This window comes from Methanosphaera sp. (genome assembly GCF_022768985.1).
Taxonomy (GTDB): domain Archaea; phylum Methanobacteriota; class Methanobacteria; order Methanobacteriales; family Methanobacteriaceae; genus Methanosphaera.
The window spans coordinates 224,220-241,276 of sequence record NZ_JALEKL010000004.1; the positions used below are offsets into that span (position 1 = coordinate 224,220).

Consider the following 17,057-nt stretch of genomic DNA (forward strand, 5'->3'; position numbering starts at 1 on the left):
TTATTTTTCATAATTTAACTTCTAAATAACTTTAAAAAATAAAAAAGAGAAAGAGATTGGGAGTTTATGTTTTTTCTTGTGGTGGGTAATCTATTTTAGTATTTTACTATACTTCCTGATGCATCTCGGCGGTATTTTCCAAATTCTGATAGTTTTGATAGTTGTTGTTTGTCAAATACTGGTCCTTCAACACATACACGTTCTCCTGTGTCGTCCATACAGCATTGTCCACAGATTCCTATTCCACATTTCATGTATCTATCTAGTGCCATTTGACAGTCGATGTTGTATTTTATGCTAAGTTCATATAGTTTGTATGTCATTATTTCAGGACCACATCCTATTATTACATCGTATTTTCCTGTTTGTAGAAGTTCTTCTGCAAGTTGTGTACTAAATCCATGATATCCTCTTGATCCATCATCTGTACATTCATATACTTCTTCATTTTTTTCTTCAAATCTCTGTGTAAATACAAGTTCATCTTTGCTGCTTGCTGCTGATATTAGATCTACATCATCATAGAATTCAGATAGTGATGCTATTGATGCAACTCCTGATCCTCCTCCTACTGCTAGTATTTTTTTGTATCTTTCAAGTTCATATCCATGTCCATATGGTCCTCTTATTCCTATAAGATCTCCTTCATCTACATTTTCATATAGATTTTCTGTAAATGGTCCTGCTTTTCTTACTGTTATTCCCATGAGGTTGTTTTGTTTATCTATTACTGATATTGTCATTGGTTTTTCAACTTCAAGATCCCATACCATTACAAATTGTCCTGGTTTTATGTCATCTGTTATTTGCCATGGAAATATGAATGTTTTTACTGTTGGTGTTTCTATGATTGTTTGTTTTATTTCTACAACTTTTGGAACTTCATCATCATAAATGTTTTCTAACATGTAAATTCTCCCCTCAATTTTTATAGTCTGTGTGATAATCCAATGATTTCTTTTATATTTTTATATCCATTGTCTTTTAGGAATATTTCTAAGTCATTGCTGATTTTAGAAAATATTTCAGGTCCATCATACATTATTGCTGTTCCTATTTGTAGTAGTGATGCTCCTGCATATAGGAATTCAAGTGCATCTTTGTAGTCTTTTATTCCACCTACTCCAAAGATTGGTATGTCTACTGCTTCATATGTTTTATATACACATTTTAGTGCTACAGGTTTTATCATTGGTCCTGCTATTCCACCAAATTTATTATTTAGTATTGGTCTTGCAGTTTTATAGTCTATTCTTAGTCCTGGTCCTAGACTGTTTATGAGTGTTAGTGCATCTGCTCCTGCATCTTCTGATGCTTTTGCTATTTCTGTGATGTCTCGTACATTTGGTGTGAGTTTTACTATGATTGGCACATCATCTATTGCATCTTTTACACTGCTTACTATGTTATGTGTTAGTTCTGGATCTTCTCCTATGTTTGATCCAAATCCACATTTTGCATGTGGACATGATACATTTAGTTCAAATGCATCTACATAGTCTTTTGTTCTTTGTGCTACATCTATGAATACATCTTCACTATCACCATATATTGATGCTATTACTGGTGTTTGTGGACGTATTTCTTCAAGTTCTTTTAGTTCTTCTTTTTTTGCTTCTACTCCAGGGCTTGCTAGTCCTACTGAGTTTATTACTCCACCTTCTATTTTTACTATTGTTGGATTTTCATATCCATCATTTGGTTCTATTGAGAAGGATTTTGTTACTATTCCTCCTGCTCCTGCTTTTGCAACCATCTTCATTGAACTTGCTGTTGTTCCAAGAATTCCAGCAGCTAAAAATAGTGGGTTTGAAACTTTCATTCCAAGAATTTCATTTTCTAACATAACTAATTTAATCTCCCAAAAAGTCTATTTGATTTTTTATTATATTTTATTTTTGTTTGATCATATTAAAAAAAGTATAATATTATATTTATTTTTGGGCAAGATTAATTAATGAGATATTCTAGGTATGCTGTTATCCTCAATTAAATTAAATAAATCATAAATTAAATAAGTAAATATATTGAAAATATATAAAATTATTAAATCTAAATACTAAAATAATAAAACAATATCTAAAATACTAAGTAATTAAAGTATGTTATCTACATGAAGTTATAATAATTAATTAAGTTCTATAAAAAAAATAAAAAAATAGATGGGGGTTATGTGAAGAATTATGCTATATTTATATTGTGAAATCTACTCTTCATCTTCAAGTGAGTGAAGAATTTCAATAGCCTTAATAGCTGATCTTTCCATTGATGTTTCAAATGGAATTCCATGATCTGAAAGTATTTTCTGACCTTCAACTTCTTTAGTACCAGTAAGACGAATAACAATAGGTTTATGGATATCACTTTCTTCTCTTACTTTAACTATAGCTTCAGCAACAGTATCAGCACGAGTAATACCACCAAGCATGTTAAAGAATATAACTTTTACATCATCATCTTTAAGAACAAGGTTAAGTGCATCTTTAATAATATCTTCTGCAGCTCCACCACCAATATCAATAAATGTAGCAGCTTTTTCACCATAGTATTCAATTAAATCCATAGCTGTTAGAGTTAAACCTGCACCATTACCAATTACTGCTATGTTACCATCAAGTTTTACATATGCAAATTTATCATCTTTAAATTCATCAAATTGTTTAATTTTTGTATGTCTGAAACTTGCATCATCATCAATAGCCATTTTTGCATCAGCAGCAATAAATTCACCATCAGCTGTTTTAATTAATGGGTTAATTTCAACAACTGTTGCATCATATTCATTAAATATGTTGTATAATTTAAGGATAATATCTCCAATTTTTGCAATTTCACTTGTATCTACACCCATTTGAAGTGCAATGTTTCTTGCCTCATATGGCATAAATTCCTTAATTGGATTAACATATTTTTTAACAATTTTTTCAGGTGCTGTTTTTGCAACTTCTTCAATTTCCATTCCACCAGCAATACTTGCCATTATAAGAGGTTGTCTTACATCACGATCAAGAATAACTGTAAGATAGTATTCTTCAACTTTATTTTCAACTTTTTCTTCAATAAGAACTTTTTCTACTTTTTCGCCTTTAATTGTTTTATTAAATAAGATTTCTGTTTTTTCAGCTGCTTCTTCTGGTGTATCTGCAAATAAGATACCTCCAGATTTTCCTCTTCCACCTGTTAATACTTGTGCTTTTACAGCTACAGGTTTTCCAATTTCACGTGCAAATTCTGCAGATTCTTCAGGTGAATGTGACAAGTAGGATTGTGGTGTATTCAAGTTAGCTTGTTTAAATATATTTTTAGCTACGTATTCATGTATATTCATATATTATGACTCCAAATTAATTATTAGTCCCTAGTTTACTTTTTCAACTATTTTCATTCCTTCACTAAATGCTTTAAGGTTTAATTCTTCGGTTCCAGCAGGTACACTATCAAGAACAGCTTCTTTTGCAGCTTCTTCTGATATGATACCAGTTGCTTTTACAAATGATCCTAGCATTATGATATTTGCAACAATTTTTTTACCAATTTCTTGATCTGCTGTTTTTGTTGCAGGTGACTGATAATATTTTAGTTTTTTATCTTTAATAATATCATCTATTGCATCAATATTTACAAGGTCAGGATCTGCAATTAGTATTGCACCTTCTTTAATATCATCAATATATTTTAGAAGTGCTTCATGTGACATTACAACAAATATTTCAGGATTTTCAACTTTAGGATAGTCGATTTTTTCATCACTAATTACAACTTCTGTACGTGATGCTCCTCCTCTTGCTTCAGGACCATATGATTGTGTTTGTACAGCATAGTTATGATCAAAAAGTGATGCAGCTTTTGCAATTACAATACCTGCCATAAGTATACCTTGTCCACCAAATCCTGCTATTCGAATATCTTTTCTCATTTCTTAATCCCTCTTATATGCTTTGTTAATGTTTTCATCAGGGTCAACATCGAATTTTTCACGCATTACATCTTCCATTGCTTCAATGTATTCTTTACGTGGTTTATCTACATATACACCAGTGATGATTTTACCTTCAAGTTCTTCTTCTGTCATTTCTTTTGCTTGTTCTATTGTAACTGTACTGTCTTTTATCCAGTTAAGCATCTGAATAGGTGTTCTGAGCTTGTTTTTACGTCCATAGTATGTTGGACATTGTGATATTACTTCAATTAATGAAAATCCTTTGTTTTCAAGTCCAGCTTTTATAGCATTTGATACTTGTATTGGCTGGTTTGTTGTGTATTTTGCAACGTATGTTGCACCTGCTGCTTTTGCAACTTCTGCAATGTTAAATGGTTTATCTGTTGATCCATATGGTGCTGTTGTTGCAAAACTTCCCTGTGGACTTGTTGGACTGATTTGTCCTCCTGTCATACCATAGATATCATTGTTGATACATACAACTGTAAGGTCGATGTTTTTACGTGCTGCATGTATAAGATGGTTTCCACCTATTGATGTTGCATCCCCATCTCCTGATACTACAAGTACGTCTTGTTTTGGATTTGCAACTTTAAGTCCTGTTGCAAATGCTATTGCACGTCCGTGTGTTGTGTGGAGTGAGTCACATTTTACATATCCTGGTATTCTTGATGAACAACCAATTCCTGATACCATGGAGATATTTTCAAATTCTTTATTTGATAATTCAATACCATTAAAGATTGTGTTTAATACTATTCCATGTCCACATCCTGGACAGAATATATGAGGTAATCTTTCTTCTCTTAGATATTTCATAAATCTAGATGGGTGTTTTTCATTCTCCATTTAGTAGTCCTCCATAATCTTATCTAATATTTCAGTTGGTGTATGTAGTCCTCCTCCAATTTTTGGGAGAAGTTCAACTTTTGCTGTTTTTCCTAGAACTCTGTCTACTTCAAGATATACTTGTCCAAGATTTAATTCTGGTACAATAACTCTTTTTGCATCACCTGCTAGTTCTATGATCTTTTCTGCTGGGAATGGCCATACAAGGTTAAGCTTGATGTATCCTACTTTTAGTCCTTGATCACGTGCTTTTTTAACTGCTGTTATTGCTGATCTTGCAGGTATTCCATATGCAAGTATTACAACTTCTGCATCATCAAGGTAGTCATATTCAATGTTTGCCATTTCATTTCTATTTTCTAGAACTTTTGAACAGAGTCTTGATACAAGTTTTGTATGTACATCTGGGTCATCTGTACTTGGATATCCACGTTCATCGTGTGTAAGTCCTGTTACGTGTATATCATAGCCTTCCATAAATGATGGCATTGCAGGTGCTGCATTTTCATCAGCTTCATATGGAAGATAGTTTTCTGTTTTTTGTGGCATTTGTCTTGGTACAATTTCAATTTCATCAGGTATTACAATTTTTTCTCTCATATGTCCTACAATTTCATCTGCCATTATAAATACTGGACATCTGTAGATTTCAGCGAGGTTAAATGCTTCTACTGTGAAGTCAAAACATTCCTGTACTGATGATGGTGTAAGTGTTATTGTTTCATAATCACCGTGTGATCCCCATCTTGCCTGCATCATATCACCTTGAGATGTATGTGTTGGCTGTCCTGTTGATGGTCCTCCTCTTTGCATGTCAATAATTACAATAGGTGTTTCTGTCATTGCAGCATATCCTATGTTTTCCTGCATTAATGAAAATCCAGGTCCTGATGTTGCTGTTACAACTTTTTGTCCACCCCATGATGCACCTATTATTGCTCCTGCTGCTCCTATTTCATCTTCCATTTGTATGAAGTGTCCTCCTACTTTTGGAAGTTCTTTTGACATTATTTCTGCAATTTCTGTTGATGGTGTAATTGGGTATCCTGCAAAGAATCTGCATCCTGCAGCAAGTGCTCCAAGTGCACATGCTTCATTTCCTTGTATAAAACGTTCTTTTTTATCCATTTTATCAGTCATCCTCTACAGTTATTACTTGGTCAGGACACATTAATGTGCATAGTTTACATTTTACACATTTTTCATCATCAGTTACTGGTATACAAACTCCTTTAAGGTTGTATTGATCTGATTTTGAATATACTTGTTTTGGACATATGTCAATACAAATATAGCATCCTTTACATAATTCTTCATTTAAGTATAGCATATTATTACCTTTTTTAGTTTTATATAGAGTGTGAAAGTCTTATATCATGGTTGTGAAAACTTCTTTTTTTATTGTTTCCTAGAAAATTTAGTGTTGATTAGTTGTTTGTCATATTAGTTGTCATGTCATGTTTTTTCTTATGGAAACTATTTTCACATTTTCTGGTATAAATTTTGAAATAAATTCTTATTTTTTTTATTTCTTAATTTTAAATATATTTTTTTAAATTAAATTTTCATAGTTTTAACTTAATACATACTTGTTTTTCTTTATATATTTGAAACTCTCACAATTAATTATTATATTTATAACTTATCTTATTTAAAATAAATTTTAGACATTGAGAACTTTTAAGTATAACTCCAATTTAAACAATTCTTTCTAAGTTTTAGATAAAAAAAGATGAATATGTAGGGTGGTGATGTTATTATTTTTTCTAGTCTTTAACATACATTAGTGGATATTGTAGTTCTTCATTATATGATATGCATGTAACTATTTTTGTATCATTAATTTGTGTTGTTATTTCAATTATAAGCATGTTACCATCAAGTGATGTGTATTGCATATCACCTATTGCCTTTTTCATTAAGTCCATGTCAAAGTCTACTTTTACATCAACAACAGCAGGCTGAAGCATGATACTTTCTGCTATTGCATCTTTTAGTGATTGTGAACTTTCAATACTTACTGGTGTTCCAACAAACTGGTGGTATAATGCCCCCATACTTACTGCTCCTTCAAATATTGCATGTTCACGATCTGTTAGATTTTTGAAGTATTTATCAATATCACTCATATTATTTCTCCTCATTGAATTGTTTTTTTTTTCATATAATAATATATATTAATATAAATTTCTTCATGCTTTAATTTTAACCCAATCTGGTGCATTGCTTGTTGGTATTGTAAGGATGATATTATCCATATTTGATATTATATCATTAACTTTTTGTTTTGGAACTTCTACCATTATAATATATTGTGCATTAAGATCTGCAATATTTGATGTACGTTCATTTTCTGTTAATTTACTTCCATATGATGTGAGATTTATTTTATGTTTTTGTGTTTCATCAATTCCTGCAGCTTTTGCTGATTGTATCTGTTGTATGTCAAAGCTTGTAGATGTTGTTGTATTGTTTGATGTTGCAATGTTTGAGTTAATACTTCCTGCATCTTGTGCTCTTAGTATTGAAATGATCTGTGCTCCACCTGCAAGCTTTAATGTTTCATTATTATCTTCACTTCCATTAACTGGTATTGTTGTATTATTTGTATTATTTTGTGTACTATTTTCATTAAATTCATCCTCACCATTATCTGTTGTGGGTGGATTTGTTGTGTATATATCAACAATATCATTTACATCAATAAGTCCACTTGCTGCCTGTTTTCGTGTAATTGTAAGTGGAATAATTGTTGTGTCAACTTCCTCAATTTTCATATCTATTATTTCATCAACACCTGCTGTGTTAATATATTCTGTTGCATTTTTAATTGAAGCAATTGTAATTGAACTACCACTTCTTATTGCAACACGCTTGTATCGATCTTTCATTTGATTAATATCATCAAGTAGTTTATTTTTTATAACAGGATATGCAGCTTTTTTAACATCAATAGCATCTACTTCTGCAACACTTTTTGCTGAGTAAATTTCTGATGTAAGTGATTGTTTTGCAGATGAATATGTAAGATCATCACTAAATATCATGTTAACTTCATTAATTTTCATATTCTTTGCATTATCTAGTTTTTCTGCCTCTGGTGCAAATACTAGAAAATAATATCCAATTGATAGAAGTACAACTATGACAATTATACATACTACTGTGCCTGTTATAAGTTCTTGATCTTTTTGTGAATAATTTTTATAATCAAAAATATCTTCTTTTCTAAATTTATGATTTTTATGAAGAGATGGCTTTTTATTTTGATTATCTTCTTTAAGATATTCTTTAAGTTCTTTGAAGTGTTTGCTAAATTTAGAATTTAGTATTTTATCAAGTTTTTTCATAACTCTTATTTTAGTTTATATTATTATGTATGTTGAAAATTATTTATTCAAAGTTAAAGAGTTGTTATTATATTAAAAAAAGAAAAATAAAAGAAAAAATATTTAGGTGGTTATGATTTAATCCATTTTTTTTTATTGTTTTTTGTGTAATGATTGTACTTCATGTTTTGTATTTTTATATGATCTGTTTATTTGATTTGAAAGTTTTGAATTTTGAAGATTTAAATTCTTAATGAAAACTCCAAATATATATACAGCTACAGCTATAAGAAGCACATATGATGGTATACTATATAGTAGTGTATTTACACCTGGAATCATACATAATATTACAACAATTGCAAATGGTATGAGTATTTTATTATTTTTTATTTTTGGATATTTAACTTCTGATACCATTAGTATTGATATAATTATCATTAACACAGATATAAGATACATATCTGTAAATGATGATAATATTAAAGCTGCAAGTATTGTTGATGTTACAGGAATTGGAAGTCCAAGAAATGTTTTTGTAGGTCCTTCCTGGTATACTACAAGTGTATTGTATCGTGTAAGTCTTAGAAGTCCACATATAACAACAAGTGCTGCTGGTATTATAATCCACTGTGATGGTGATATCATATACATTATTATAGCTGGAGCTACTCCAAATGAAACAATATCTGCAAGTGAATCTATGTTTTCTCCAAACATTCCAGATCTTGTATTAAGCATTCTTGCAACTGTTCCATCTAAACAATCAAATACAACTGCTAGAAGTAGTAGTTGTGCAGATAGTATGTTTTCACCTTTTAGTATGAAAAACATTGCCAGAAATCCACATAAGGCATTGGCAATGGACATGCAGTCTGCAATGGTAATCATTTTTAGTATGTTTGTTTCCATTTACTTTGATGCCCCTACATAATTTTATTAATATATTAATTATGTATTTTCTTTAATAAGTCTTTTTTTAACATAATTGATTTTTTTCAAATAACAACTCTTATTTTAAATAGTATTTCTATAAATAATTATAAAAATACAATACTTATTTAAACATTGTTTAATTTAATATATATAATTTTATAAAAATATGTAAATTCATAAAGATAATACTTCAAAAAGTAGATAATCATAACAATAATAACAACAAAACAATAGAATATATTAATATTTAAAAAAAACTAAAATCTGGCAAAAAAAATATGATGATATACGATGATGACTTTATATTGGAAGATGATTCACTAGTTCTAGGAATAGATGAAGCAGGACGAGGATCAGTACTAGGACCACTAGTAGTAGGAGCAGTACTAGTTCCACGAAAAAAACTAAGATTTCTAAAGAGAATGGGAGTTAAAGATTCAAAAAAACTCACATCAAAAAGACGAACAGTAATAGCACGAAAAATAAAAAAACTAACAACATTTACAACAAGAATAATACCGGCTGAAAAAATCGATGAAATGCGTCTTAATTCAATAAATCTAAATCAGATAGAAACAAATGCAATGGAAGATATAATAGGTGAGTTAATGCCAGATGCATGTATAATAGATTGTATAGAATCAAATGAAGATAAATTCACAGAAACAATAGAGGAATTCATAAAAACAATACAAAAACCAGACATGCCAATACAGATAATGACAAAACACAAAGCAGATGAAAAATATGACATAGTCTCAGCAGCATCAATAATTGCAAAAACAACACGAGATAAAGAACTTGAAAAGATAAGATCAGAATATGGAAAGCTAGGATCAGGATATCCGAGTGATCCTGTAACACGAAACTATCTAAAAACACTTGATGAAGATAACTATCCATGGTTTGTAAGAAAAACATGGAATACAATAGATTCTATACAACATGAAAATCATGAAGAAAAATAACTATATCTAAGTTTATAATTATGATAGCTTTATTATTAATTAAACTAAGATATATTAAACATTAATAAGTAAGGTTTAATAATTTATATAAAACCTTCAAAACACTCAAAAGGGAGTTAATAAAATGGATGTTATAACATTAATCATATCATATGTTAATGACTTAATAAGCATGTTCCAAAGTGGTGGAGTTATTGTTTATATCTTAACAGTAATAGGATTATATGGATTATTTATTTCAATAGATAAAATGTTATATCTTCGTAAAGCTTCTATGATTGACTTATCAGAATTAATGATAATAGTTAATGATTCAATGGCACATGGAGGATCACTTGAAGCCCTACGTGCTATTGGTAAGTATAAAACACCAATTTCTCGTATAATCTCAGAAGCATTAAAGATAGGATATAGAGGAAAATCAGAAGTAGAAGATAACATGGAGCAAGTATTTATTGTTGAAATGTCTAAGATGATGAAAGGTCTTTCAACAATACAGACAATAATTGAGATAGCTCCTCTTATAGGACTTATTGGTACAGTTCTTGGAATGTGGTATACATTTAAAGATCTTGGAATGAGTAGTGATATGTCATTACTTGCTGGTGGAATATATATTTCAATAATTACAACAATCTTTGGACTTGCAGTGGCAATTATATTAATACCATTTTACAGTTACATCAAAACAAAAATTGAAGTACAACTTGACAATATTGAAATTGCAAAGAAAATGAGTAACTGGAGTCGTGCAGAGATGAAAGTGTGGATTGAAACAGATAAAGAAGAAGTTATTGAAGCACTACAAGATTCACCAGGTGTAATACAAGTAAAAGAGATAGATGATGAACAGGCAAATCTTAGAGTTACAATAAAACCTAACATGCTTGAAAAAGGTATTAAAACAATTATACGTGAACGTTCTGATACTTCAAATAGAATCGTTGAAAGTAAACTTAAACAATAAGATTTACATGAAGGGGATCTAAATGAGTATTGACACAAAAAGATTTAAAGATAAGCTTAATGAGAAAAGTCCAGGTATTAACATAGTACCTCTTCTTGATGTAATTTTTACAATCATGATCTTTCTACTTGTAATGCTAAGTCAAACATCAATGGATGTTCCTGACCATTATTCACAAGATCAAGTATCAGCAAAGCCTACATCATCATCTGGAACATCTGAATATTATCTTATTCCACTTAATAATTTACAACATGTAACAGTAAATGGTGTAGATTACTCCAAATATATTCGTGGAGATTCAATTGCTGTACATACACGTGTAATGGATGAGGGTAAAATAGAGATGGATTCATCAACAGGAACAATAAATATTCAAGCACCACCTGATCTTGTTGATAAGGCAGTGAAAGCACCAGCATCTGGTTAGTAAATCATGTGACTTAAAAATTAAAAGATAAATAAAATAACAACTATAGTATAATTAATAAGTTATTAAAATTTAAATTATGAGATGAAAAAATGTATTTAGGAAGAATCGTATCAATAGGAAGTAATGAAAATGGTGTATATGCATCATACCGTGTATCAAGCAGATCATTTCCAAATAGAAAATCAATTGTAAATGCTAATAAAGTAGCTATTGTTCCAACAGAAGGATCAGAAGAAGATATCTATAAAAACATATACATAAGTTACAACTGTATTGATATAATTGATGATATATGTGTAATTACAAATGGTTCACATACAGATATTATTGCAGGAAAAATCCGTGAAGGAATGAATATGAGAGATGCTCTTGCATTATCACTTCTTGCAATGGACTATGAAAAAGATGAATATCACACACCAAGAATTGCTGGTGTAATTAATACAAAAGGTGAAGGATTTATAGGTATCATAACTGATAGTGGTATTGAAGTTAAAAAAGTAAATCCTAATGAATCATACTACATTTCAGTATATGAACAAACAACACCTATGGAAGTAGAATATCCTGTTAAAGATGCTCATCAAGCAGCAGAATACATATATGATCAAGGAGTATTTAAAGAATTTACAAATCCTGTAACATCATGTGCTGCATTTGGTAAGTCAAATGGATGGGAAATTGACTTTAAAAACCCACAAGAATAATTAAAAAGATAATATCCATTTATTATTAATTATTTTTTTAATCTTCTTTTTTTCTCTTTTTTTTTATTAAATTATTTATTTAAAACAACCCCTTTTTAATATAACTTGCAAAATTTAATCTTTATTTTATAAAAAAAAAATAAAATAGTAAAAAAGGGATAAATTAGGGTGGTTAGTTTGTAGAATTACTACTACTATTATTTAAAACTATATCATCACTACTTGTATCAACTACTTTTGATGGATTAATTATTGAGTTAATAAAGTCCCATATTTTTGCAAATAGAGTCTGACCATCATCTGAGTTAACATAATTTGATATTTGTGATTGATAATTATTTGCTTGATCTTGTACAGATTGTGATTGTGATACACTATCTGCAATATTATCAACACTACTGTTTGTTATGTTAATATTCTTATTTTCTGTAATATTTGTAATGATATTAATAATAGTATTTTTATCTGTTGTATTTTCCTCAGCAGCTTTCTGTTTTGCCTCAGATACAACATCTGCAACATCATCTGCTGATACATTACTTTCATTTACAACCTGTGTTTGTGTATAAATTTCCTTATTTGCAGCATCTTTAAGTTCATCTGGAATTTCTTTTCCTGAAGCTTTTTCATATGATTTCATTACACCTGCAAGTGCTGATTCACCAGTTGCAGTTGTAGGTGATGTAACAACAACATAACCTTCACTAATACCTGATGAATTAAGTGCTGATTTATACATACTTTCTGTTACTAGTGTGATTTTTGAATCATCAACATCAACTTTAAGACTTCCTTTCTTATTTAAGTCTACCATAGCACATGAAAGAATTTGATTTTCATTGTATGTTCTACCACTAATGTCTGATGTAATCTTATTTACATCGTTTGCTGTGATAATAGTATCTTTTACATTACTAAGACTACCACTAGTTTTTGATTTAAAGTAGTCATCTACAATATCCTTATAATTTGCATTATCATAAGTTGTCTGTCCATATGTTATTGCAATATCATCACCACCACTTGATGATGAATTTGGACTTATAATGTTTGTAACAGAATCTAGTGGAACAAATAGTCCAAAGATTATGAATACAACAAGAACAACTCCAATAATCTTACCTGCTCCCATAGTTTTATACCTCCATAAAATACTATGTAGTATGAAAATTAAGGATTATACTTTTGTAGGCTTTTTATCTCCAAGAAGAAGAACACGACTTTTTTCTACCTCATCAACTATTTCAAGACCACTTTTTTGGGCAACTTCTTGTGCAAAGTTTTGAATATCTACAGTTTTAGGCATATTTTCCCATTCGAGTCTATTTCTTGAATCTCCAACGAACATGTATGCTTTTATTTCAACATAGTCAATGTCAGCATTGCTGATAATTTTTGCATATTCATCAGTATTTGACATGTTAAGATCTTTTACTGATGTAATTCTTAGAACTTTTCTTGTATCCATAGTTGATAGAAGATCAAGACTTTCTTGTAGTTTTTCCCATCCATTTTCAACTTGTGGTTTACAAACCTTTTTATATACATCCTTATTTGGTGCATCAACTGATACATAAAGCTGGGTTGGCTCATGATCTTGAAGATTTGCTAAATCTTCTGGACTTTCACCATTTGTTACAAGAAATGTTGTGAAATCTTGTTTGTGGAATTCCTCAATTAACTGATTTATTTCAGGATAAAGAAGAGGTTCTCCTGCAAGACTTAATGCTGCATTTGATGGTTTAACACATTCTTCTAATTTCTTAGGATTTGCCTTTTCATTTCCAAAAAATCCACATAGAAGCTTTTTCTGATTTTCTATACAGTCTTCTATTATTGTTTTTGGATCGTCATAGTCATCTGTGTCCCATGATGTTTTTGTTATCTCTGTATCTCTCCAACAAAACATACATTTATGTTGACAGTAAGCAACAGCTGGTGACATTTGAAGACAACGATGGCTTTTTATTCCATAGAATTGTTCTTTATAACAGCATCCATCATCAACTATACTTTTTCTAGTCCAATGACATATCTTATTTGCAGCATGAACATGTTCTCCTGCAAATCTATAACCTTTCTTTTCTAAATCTTTTTGTTTTTCATTTGAAATTAACATTAATATATTCGTTTATAATTTATAATATTAAAAAATTATCACAACCAAATAAAAAATATTACAACACTACTTCTGTTAACATATTAGTTTAATATTAGAGAAAATAGATATATTATTAATATAGATAGTTAATAGATTTAGATTTTTAACATACAATAATGTGTGGAATGGTAAATCATAAACTAAAACTTTATGGAAGGTAAATGATATGACTAAAGTACCAAAAATAATAATTAATTATAAAACTTATGAACAATCAACAGGTAGCAAGGCTTTAAAATTATCACAATATGCACAAGAAGTGACAGATGAAACAGGAATTGAAATAGCTATTGCTCCTCAAGCTGTAAATCTAGCACAGATATGTGAAGCTGTAGATGTTCCTGTATATGCTCAACATATCGATCCAATAACACCTGGTGGACATACTGGATCATATTTACCAGAAGCACTTATTGAAACAGGTATTAGTGGAAGTTTAATTAATCACTCAGAAAAAAGATTAACACTTGCAGATATTGATGCTGTTGTTGAAATTATACGTAAAAATAATTTAACAAGTATTTTATGTACAAATAATATTAAAACAAGTGCTGCATGTGCATCATTTGAACCTGACTATATTGCAATTGAACCACCTGAATTAATAGGATCTGGTGTTGCAGTATCACAGGCAAATCCTGAAATTGTTGAAAATAGTGTAGAGGCAATTCATAATGTAAATAAAGATATTAAAGTATTATGTGGTGCTGGAATTTCAACAAGTGATGATTTAGTATCAGCAATGGAACTTGGAGCAGATGGTGTACTTCTTGCTTCAGGAATTATTAAAGCAGAAGATCAAAAACAGGCAATGCTTGAATTAGTAGATAAAGTCTAAATATGAAAAATATAATAAATTAGGGAGATTTCATTTATGGATTATCAATTTAAAACTATGGATGATGTAGATTTTGAATCAAAAACTGTACTTGTAAGAGTAGATGTAAACTCACCTGTAGATCCTTTAAGTGGAGATTTACTTGATGATACACGTATGGTACTTCATTCAACAACAATTTCTGAATTATCAGATCGTGGAGCTCGTGTAGTTATAATAGCACACCAAAGTAGACCTGGAAAGTCAGATTTCACAACACTAAAACAACATGCTGAAGTTCTATCAAATATTACAGGAAAAGAAGTTCAATATGTAGACTCTATATTTTCAAGCTATGTAAAAAATACAATTAAAAATATGGTTAATGGAGAAATTATTCTTCTTGAAAATGTAAGATTCTATTCTGAGGAAATGTCAAAATTAACACCTGAAGAACAAGCAGATACTCAACTTGTAAGATCTCTTGCACCTCTTGCTGACTATTTTGTTAATGATGCATTTGCAACAGCTCACAGATCACAAACATCAATTATTGGATTTTCCAAAGCTCTTCCATCAATTGCAGGACGTGTAATGGAACTTGAATTAAATACATTGTATCAAATTCTTGACAATGCACAAGAACCACGTGTATATGTACTTGGTGGAATTAAAGCTGATGATTCAATTGATGTAATGGCTAATGCTCTTAAAAGTAATAGTGCAGACTACATTCTAACAACTGGTCTTGTTGCAAACATATTCCTCCAAGCAAAAGGTATAGATATAAAAGAATATAATCGTAACTTTATAATTGAACGTGGATATGAAGATTATATAGATATTGCAAAAGATCTCCTAAAAGAATATTCTGATAAAATTATACTTCCAATAGATCTTGCAATTCTTGAAGATGATTCACGTGTAGAATATATGGTTGATGAACTTCCTGATCTTCCAATTTATGATGTTGGAAGTAAGACAATTTCAATGTATATGGAAAAAATATTAATTGCAAAAACATTATTTGCAAATGGACCTGCAGGAGTATTTGAAAAAGAAGGTTTCAGTAAAGGAACAGAGGATTTATTAAACACTATTGGTGAATCTGACGGATTTTCAATTATTGGAGGAGGACATCTCGCTGCTGTAGCAAGTAATATGGGATTAGATGATGTAATAACTCATATTAGTAGTGGTGGAGGAGCAAGTATAAATCTAATTTCTGGTAAAGCTTTACCTGCTGTAAAAGCTTTAGATGAATCTGCAAGGAAAAAAGATAATTTTTAAATTTTTAATAATTTATTAAAGCAATTTTAATTGCTTTTTTTCTTTTTAATTCTTTTAAATTTAATTTTGTACATATTTTTTAATTTAATAGGAATAAATGGAAACCTTTATATACTAAGTACGTACAACATATTAAATAGAGCTTGAACGTATGTAGCTCTAAAGACATCAGATGCCTCAGTAGCTCAGTCTGGTGGAGCGCTTGACTTGTAATCAAGCGGTCGGGGGTTCAATTCCCCCCTGGGGCTCTAACTTTTATTAATTGGGACCATAGGGTAGCTTGGTCGATCCTTTGGGCTTTGGGAGCCTGAGACTCCGGTTCAAATCCGGGTGGTCCCATCAACTTACTTATTAATACCCGTCTTAGCTCAATCTGGCAGAGCATCGGACTGTAGATCCGAATGTTGCTGGTTCAAGTCCGGCAGACGGGATATTATCTTATAGTAATTGTTGGTATATAATAACCTTTATATACTACTTACAATATACTATTAGAATAGTTGCTATAATGCAATTATCTATTTATATGTGCCTTGGTAGTGTAGAGGCGATCATGCAGGCCTGTCGAGCCTGCGACTCGGGTTCAAATCCCGGCCAAGGCGCTTGCACTTTTATTTTAGGGCTCGTAGCTCAGTCTGGGAGAGCGCCTGGCTTTTAACC

The 17,057-nt window shown here is 30.4% G+C and carries 18 protein-coding genes and 4 tRNA genes; 10 read left to right on the forward strand and 12 right to left on the reverse strand.

What is annotated here, in order from left to right; translation table 11 throughout:
* Positions 1 to 95: 95 nt before the first annotated feature.
* From MRZ80_RS02300 to pssA, 10 genes are all read right to left on the reverse strand, one after another.
* Complete coding sequence (locus MRZ80_RS02300; protein ID WP_292535801.1) at positions 96 to 908, reverse strand: dihydroorotate dehydrogenase electron transfer subunit; 813 nt, start codon at positions 906 to 908, stop codon at positions 96 to 98.
* A gap of 20 nt (positions 909 to 928) precedes the next feature.
* Positions 929 to 1,846 (reverse strand): dihydroorotate dehydrogenase, encoded by a 918-nt coding sequence (locus tag MRZ80_RS02305; RefSeq protein WP_292535803.1) that lies wholly within the window; start codon positions 1,844 to 1,846, stop codon positions 929 to 931.
* 360 nt (positions 1,847 to 2,206) lie between these two features.
* Positions 2,207 to 3,328 (reverse strand): ADP-forming succinate--CoA ligase subunit beta, encoded by a 1,122-nt coding sequence (sucC, locus tag MRZ80_RS02310; protein WP_292535805.1) that lies wholly within the window; start codon positions 3,326 to 3,328, stop codon positions 2,207 to 2,209.
* A gap of 30 nt (positions 3,329 to 3,358) precedes the next feature.
* Complete coding sequence (locus MRZ80_RS02315) at positions 3,359 to 3,916, reverse strand: 2-oxoacid:ferredoxin oxidoreductase subunit gamma (protein ID WP_292535806.1); 558 nt, start codon at positions 3,914 to 3,916, stop codon at positions 3,359 to 3,361.
* A 3-nt stretch (positions 3,917 to 3,919) separates the two neighbouring features.
* Positions 3,920 to 4,789: a 2-oxoacid:ferredoxin oxidoreductase subunit beta gene (locus MRZ80_RS02320; protein ID WP_292535809.1), complete on the reverse strand. Its 870-nt coding sequence runs from the start codon at positions 4,787 to 4,789 to the stop codon at positions 3,920 to 3,922.
* Positions 4,790 to 5,917 (reverse strand): 2-oxoacid:acceptor oxidoreductase subunit alpha, encoded by a 1,128-nt coding sequence (locus tag MRZ80_RS02325; protein WP_292535841.1) that lies wholly within the window; start codon positions 5,915 to 5,917, stop codon positions 4,790 to 4,792.
* A gap of 4 nt (positions 5,918 to 5,921) precedes the next feature.
* Positions 5,922 to 6,119: a 4Fe-4S binding protein gene (locus tag MRZ80_RS02330; protein ID WP_292535811.1), complete on the reverse strand. Its 198-nt coding sequence runs from the start codon at positions 6,117 to 6,119 to the stop codon at positions 5,922 to 5,924.
* 436 nt (positions 6,120 to 6,555) lie between these two features.
* The gene (locus MRZ80_RS02335; protein ID WP_292535813.1) at positions 6,556 to 6,918 is read right to left on the reverse strand and encodes a dihydroneopterin aldolase family protein; all 363 of its coding nucleotides are present in this window, start codon (positions 6,916 to 6,918) and stop codon (positions 6,556 to 6,558) included.
* A gap of 63 nt (positions 6,919 to 6,981) precedes the next feature.
* The gene (locus MRZ80_RS02340) at positions 6,982 to 8,139 is read right to left on the reverse strand and encodes a DUF515 domain-containing protein (protein ID WP_292535814.1); all 1,158 of its coding nucleotides are present in this window, start codon (positions 8,137 to 8,139) and stop codon (positions 6,982 to 6,984) included.
* 132 nt (positions 8,140 to 8,271) lie between these two features.
* Positions 8,272 to 9,030, reverse strand: coding sequence for a CDP-diacylglycerol--serine O-phosphatidyltransferase (pssA, locus tag MRZ80_RS02345; protein WP_292535816.1), 759 nt, complete (start codon positions 9,028 to 9,030; stop codon positions 8,272 to 8,274).
* 302 nt (positions 9,031 to 9,332) lie between these two features.
* On the opposite strand from pssA, the gene rnhB reads away from it, so the two are divergent.
* From rnhB to MRZ80_RS02365, 4 genes are all read left to right on the forward strand, one after another.
* Complete coding sequence (gene rnhB, locus MRZ80_RS02350) at positions 9,333 to 10,022, forward strand: ribonuclease HII (RefSeq protein WP_292535818.1); 690 nt, start codon at positions 9,333 to 9,335, stop codon at positions 10,020 to 10,022.
* Between the two features lie 124 nt (positions 10,023 to 10,146).
* Positions 10,147 to 10,989 (forward strand): MotA/TolQ/ExbB proton channel family protein, encoded by an 843-nt coding sequence (locus tag MRZ80_RS02355; protein WP_292535820.1) that lies wholly within the window; start codon positions 10,147 to 10,149, stop codon positions 10,987 to 10,989.
* A gap of 22 nt (positions 10,990 to 11,011) precedes the next feature.
* A complete protein-coding gene (locus MRZ80_RS02360) occupies positions 11,012 to 11,419 on the forward strand; it encodes a biopolymer transporter ExbD (protein WP_292535822.1) in 408 nt (135 codons plus the stop codon).
* Positions 11,420 to 11,511: 92 nt separating this feature from the next.
* Entirely contained in the window at positions 11,512 to 12,129 is a 618-nt protein-coding gene (locus tag MRZ80_RS02365) for an IMP cyclohydrolase (RefSeq protein WP_292535824.1), read from the forward strand.
* Positions 12,130 to 12,301: 172 nt separating this feature from the next.
* On the opposite strand, the gene MRZ80_RS02370 is transcribed toward MRZ80_RS02365, so the two are convergent.
* Positions 12,302 to 13,261: a DUF1002 domain-containing protein gene (locus tag MRZ80_RS02370; RefSeq protein WP_292535826.1), complete on the reverse strand. Its 960-nt coding sequence runs from the start codon at positions 13,259 to 13,261 to the stop codon at positions 12,302 to 12,304.
* 45 nt (positions 13,262 to 13,306) lie between these two features.
* Entirely contained in the window at positions 13,307 to 14,248 is a 942-nt protein-coding gene (twy1, locus tag MRZ80_RS02375; protein WP_292535828.1) for a 4-demethylwyosine synthase TYW1, read from the reverse strand.
* A 208-nt stretch (positions 14,249 to 14,456) separates the two neighbouring features.
* On the opposite strand from twy1, the gene tpiA reads away from it, so the two are divergent.
* The 6 genes from tpiA (at position 14,457) to MRZ80_RS02405 (ending at position 16,999) form a co-directional block, all read left to right on the forward strand.
* The gene (gene tpiA / locus MRZ80_RS02380) at positions 14,457 to 15,128 is read left to right on the forward strand and encodes a triose-phosphate isomerase (RefSeq protein ID WP_292535830.1); all 672 of its coding nucleotides are present in this window, start codon (positions 14,457 to 14,459) and stop codon (positions 15,126 to 15,128) included.
* A gap of 36 nt (positions 15,129 to 15,164) precedes the next feature.
* Positions 15,165 to 16,397, forward strand: a complete 1,233-nt coding sequence (locus MRZ80_RS02385) for a phosphoglycerate kinase (RefSeq protein WP_292535832.1) — start codon at positions 15,165 to 15,167, stop codon at positions 16,395 to 16,397.
* A gap of 174 nt (positions 16,398 to 16,571) precedes the next feature.
* A tRNA-Thr gene (locus tag MRZ80_RS02390) sits at positions 16,572 to 16,645 on the forward strand.
* A 16-nt stretch (positions 16,646 to 16,661) separates the two neighbouring features.
* Positions 16,662 to 16,736 (forward strand) — tRNA-Pro (locus tag MRZ80_RS02395).
* Positions 16,737 to 16,754: 18 nt separating this feature from the next.
* Positions 16,755 to 16,828 (forward strand) — tRNA-Tyr (locus tag MRZ80_RS02400).
* Between the two features lie 99 nt (positions 16,829 to 16,927).
* A tRNA-Asp gene (locus MRZ80_RS02405) sits at positions 16,928 to 16,999 on the forward strand.
* Positions 17,000 to 17,057: the final 58 nt, after the last annotated feature.

What these genes read in the sequence shown, in the direction of transcription:
- rnhB (WP_292535818.1), top strand. Translation starts at nt 9,333, where the DNA reads ATGATGATATACGATGATGACTTTATATTGGAAGATGATTCACTAGTT.
- MRZ80_RS02385 (WP_292535832.1), top strand. Translation starts at nt 15,165, where the DNA reads ATGGATTATCAATTTAAAACTATGGATGATGTAGATTTTGAATCAAAA.
- MRZ80_RS02305 (WP_292535803.1), bottom strand. Translation starts at nt 1,846, where the DNA reads ATGTTAGAAAATGAAATTCTTGGAATGAAAGTTTCAAACCCACTATTT.
- MRZ80_RS02370 (WP_292535826.1), bottom strand. Translation starts at nt 13,261, where the DNA reads ATGGGAGCAGGTAAGATTATTGGAGTTGTTCTTGTTGTATTCATAATC.
- MRZ80_RS02300 (WP_292535801.1), bottom strand. Translation starts at nt 908, where the DNA reads ATGTTAGAAAACATTTATGATGATGAAGTTCCAAAAGTTGTAGAAATA.
- pssA (WP_292535816.1), bottom strand. Translation starts at nt 9,030, where the DNA reads ATGGAAACAAACATACTAAAAATGATTACCATTGCAGACTGCATGTCC.
- sucC (WP_292535805.1), bottom strand. Translation starts at nt 3,328, where the DNA reads ATGAATATACATGAATACGTAGCTAAAAATATATTTAAACAAGCTAAC.
- MRZ80_RS02330 (WP_292535811.1), bottom strand. Translation starts at nt 6,119, where the DNA reads ATGCTATACTTAAATGAAGAATTATGTAAAGGATGCTATATTTGTATT.
- twy1 (WP_292535828.1), bottom strand. Translation starts at nt 14,248, where the DNA reads ATGTTAATTTCAAATGAAAAACAAAAAGATTTAGAAAAGAAAGGTTAT.
- MRZ80_RS02335 (WP_292535813.1), bottom strand. Translation starts at nt 6,918, where the DNA reads ATGAGTGATATTGATAAATACTTCAAAAATCTAACAGATCGTGAACAT.
- tpiA (WP_292535830.1), top strand. Translation starts at nt 14,457, where the DNA reads ATGACTAAAGTACCAAAAATAATAATTAATTATAAAACTTATGAACAA.
- MRZ80_RS02360 (WP_292535822.1), top strand. Translation starts at nt 11,012, where the DNA reads ATGAGTATTGACACAAAAAGATTTAAAGATAAGCTTAATGAGAAAAGT.
- MRZ80_RS02355 (WP_292535820.1), top strand. Translation starts at nt 10,147, where the DNA reads ATGGATGTTATAACATTAATCATATCATATGTTAATGACTTAATAAGC.
- MRZ80_RS02365 (WP_292535824.1), top strand. Translation starts at nt 11,512, where the DNA reads ATGTATTTAGGAAGAATCGTATCAATAGGAAGTAATGAAAATGGTGTA.
- MRZ80_RS02315 (WP_292535806.1), bottom strand. Translation starts at nt 3,916, where the DNA reads ATGAGAAAAGATATTCGAATAGCAGGATTTGGTGGACAAGGTATACTT.
- MRZ80_RS02320 (WP_292535809.1), bottom strand. Translation starts at nt 4,789, where the DNA reads ATGGAGAATGAAAAACACCCATCTAGATTTATGAAATATCTAAGAGAA.
- MRZ80_RS02325 (WP_292535841.1), bottom strand. Translation starts at nt 5,917, where the DNA reads ATGGATAAAAAAGAACGTTTTATACAAGGAAATGAAGCATGTGCACTT.
- MRZ80_RS02340 (WP_292535814.1), bottom strand. Translation starts at nt 8,139, where the DNA reads ATGAAAAAACTTGATAAAATACTAAATTCTAAATTTAGCAAACACTTC.